This is a genomic window from Pseudomonas sp. HMWF006 (assembly GCF_003061205.1).
In the GTDB taxonomy this organism is placed as follows: domain Bacteria; phylum Pseudomonadota; class Gammaproteobacteria; order Pseudomonadales; family Pseudomonadaceae; genus Aquipseudomonas; species Aquipseudomonas monsensis.
The window spans coordinates 25,383-27,648 of the sequence record NZ_QAIU01000498.1 but is presented as its reverse complement, the minus strand read 5'-3'; the positions used below and the strand labels follow the sequence as shown (position 1 = coordinate 27,648).

2 protein-coding genes and 1 pseudogene are annotated in these 2,266 nt (G+C 58.2%); all 3 read left to right on the top strand.

The window, feature by feature from the left end:
* Positions 1-958, top strand: a 958-nt coding sequence (gene hslU / locus DBR24_RS21770) for an HslU--HslV peptidase ATPase subunit (RefSeq protein ID WP_128615773.1), incomplete at its 5' end; no start/stop codon positions are given.
* Between the two features lie 83 nt (positions 959-1,041).
* Positions 1,042-1,413 carry a gamma-butyrobetaine hydroxylase-like domain-containing protein gene (locus tag DBR24_RS21765; RefSeq protein WP_123470738.1) on the top strand — a complete coding sequence of 124 codons (372 nt, stop codon included), beginning with the start codon at positions 1,042-1,044 and terminating at the stop codon, positions 1,411-1,413.
* 258 nt (positions 1,414-1,671) lie between these two features.
* Positions 1,672-2,266 (top strand): annotated as a pseudogene (locus DBR24_RS33200) (class II poly(R)-hydroxyalkanoic acid synthase); the annotation flags it as partial.

Genomic DNA, 2,266 nt, shown 5'->3' with positions numbered 1-2,266 from the left:
GGATCGTATCCTCGACGCACTGCTGCCGCCGGCGCGCATGGGCTTTAGCAATGAAGAAGCGCCGAGCAGCGATTCCAACACCCGTCAGCTGTTCCGCAAGCGCCTGCGCGAAGGTCAGCTGGATGACAAGGAAATCGAGATCGAAGTGGCCGAGGTGTCTGGCATCGAAATCGCCACGCCGCCTGGCATGGAGGAGATGACCAACCAGCTGCAATCGCTGTTCGCCAATATGGGCAAGGGCAAGAAGAAGGCGCGCAAGCTCAAGGTCAAAGAAGCACTGAAGCTGGTGCGCGACGAAGAAGCCGGGCGTCTGGTCAACGAAGAAGAGCTGAAAGCCAAGGCGCTGGAAGCCGTTGAACAACACGGCATCGTGTTCATCGACGAGATCGACAAGGTCGCCAAGCGTGGCAATGTCGGCGGTGCCGATGTGTCCCGTGAGGGCGTACAGCGCGACCTGCTGCCGCTGATCGAAGGCTGCACCGTCAACACCAAGCTGGGCATGGTCAAGACTGACCACATCCTGTTCATTGCGTCCGGCGCGTTCCACCTGAGCAAGCCGAGCGACCTGGTGCCTGAACTTCAGGGTCGTCTGCCGATCCGCGTCGAACTCAAGGCCCTGAGCCCGGAAGACTTCGAACGCATCCTCAGCGAACCGCATGCATCGCTCACCGAGCAATACTGCGCGCTGTTGAAAACCGAAGGCCTGAACATCCAGTTCCAGCCGGAAGGCATCAAGCGTCTGGCGGAGATCGCCTGGCAGGTCAACGAGAAGACCGAGAACATCGGTGCCCGTCGCCTGCACACCCTGCTTGAGCGTCTGCTCGAAGAGGTGTCGTTCAGTGCCGGCGACCTCGCCAGCACCCACGATGAAAAGCCGATTCTGATCGACGCCGAGTACGTCAACAGCCACCTCGGCGAATTGGCGCAGAACGAAGACCTGTCCCGCTACATTCTGTAGAGCGGCAAGCTCCGAGCTGCAAGCGACAAGCTGCGGGCTGAGTTAAGCTTGCAGCTTGTTGCTTGCAGCTCAGGGCTGTTTTTATGATTCCTACCGACATCAAACTGCACAAAGCCTCGAAAACCCTGACGCTCACTTACGCGTCCGGCGAGGAGTACACCCTGCCCGCCGAATTCCTGCGCGTGCATTCCCCCTCCGCCGAGGTCCAGGGCCACGGCAAACCGATCCTGCAATTCGGCAAGATCAACGTCGGTCTGAGCAAGCTGGAACCGGCCGGTCACTACGCACTGAAACTGACCTTCGACGACGGCCACGACAGCGGCTTGTTCACTTGGGATTATCTCTACGAACTGGGGCGACGTTATGACGCACTCTGGGCCGACTATCTCGCTGAACTCAAAGCCGCCGGAAAAACCCGCGATCCGGACGAGTCGATCGTCAAGCTGATGCTCTAGTCCGAGACTCTTGCTCTTTAGAGGGCATTTTCTAAATTCATCTGTTTGAATGCTCCGCTGTGTGGCCGAGGATCGGCCCGCTTGCGAAAAAAATTAAACTCGGGTAACCAATGGAGCTGGCAAGTTCCCTGCAGTGCTCTACGACTGTAAAGCAGCTATGCAGAATTAACGGTCACCCGAGCAGTAGTACCTGGCATTGGCTGTGGAACTGCACAGTGCAAAACCGGGTACTCGTCTCAGGACAATGGAGCGTCGTAGATGAGTAACAAGAATAACGATGACCTGAAGTACCAAGCCTCGGAAAACACCCTGGGGCTTAATCCCGTCGTTGGGCTACGCGGAAAGGATCTGCTGGCCTCTGCTCGTATGGTGCTGAGACAGGCCATAAAACAACCGATCCATAGCGTCAGGCACGTCACCCATTTCGGCCTCGAACTGAAGAACGTGTTGTTTGGCAAATCCGAACTGCAACCGGCTGGCGATGACCGTCGCTTCGCCGATCCGGCGTGGAGCCAGAACCCGCTCTACAAACGTTATCTGCAAACTTACCTGGCGTGGCGCAAGGAACTCCACGCCTGGATTGATGACAGCAACCTCTCACCCAAAGACATCGCGCGCGGCCACTTCGTCATCAATCTGATGACCGAAGCGATGGCCCCGACCAACACCGCCGCCAACCCGGCCGCGGTAAAACGCTTCTTCGAGACAGGCGGCAAAAGCCTGCTCGACGGTCTCTCGCATCTGGCCAAGGATCTGGTGCACAACGGCGGAATGCCGAGCCAGGTCAACATGGGCGCGTTCGAAGTCGGCAAGAGCCTCGGCGTGACCGAAGGCGCCGTGGTGTTTCGCAACG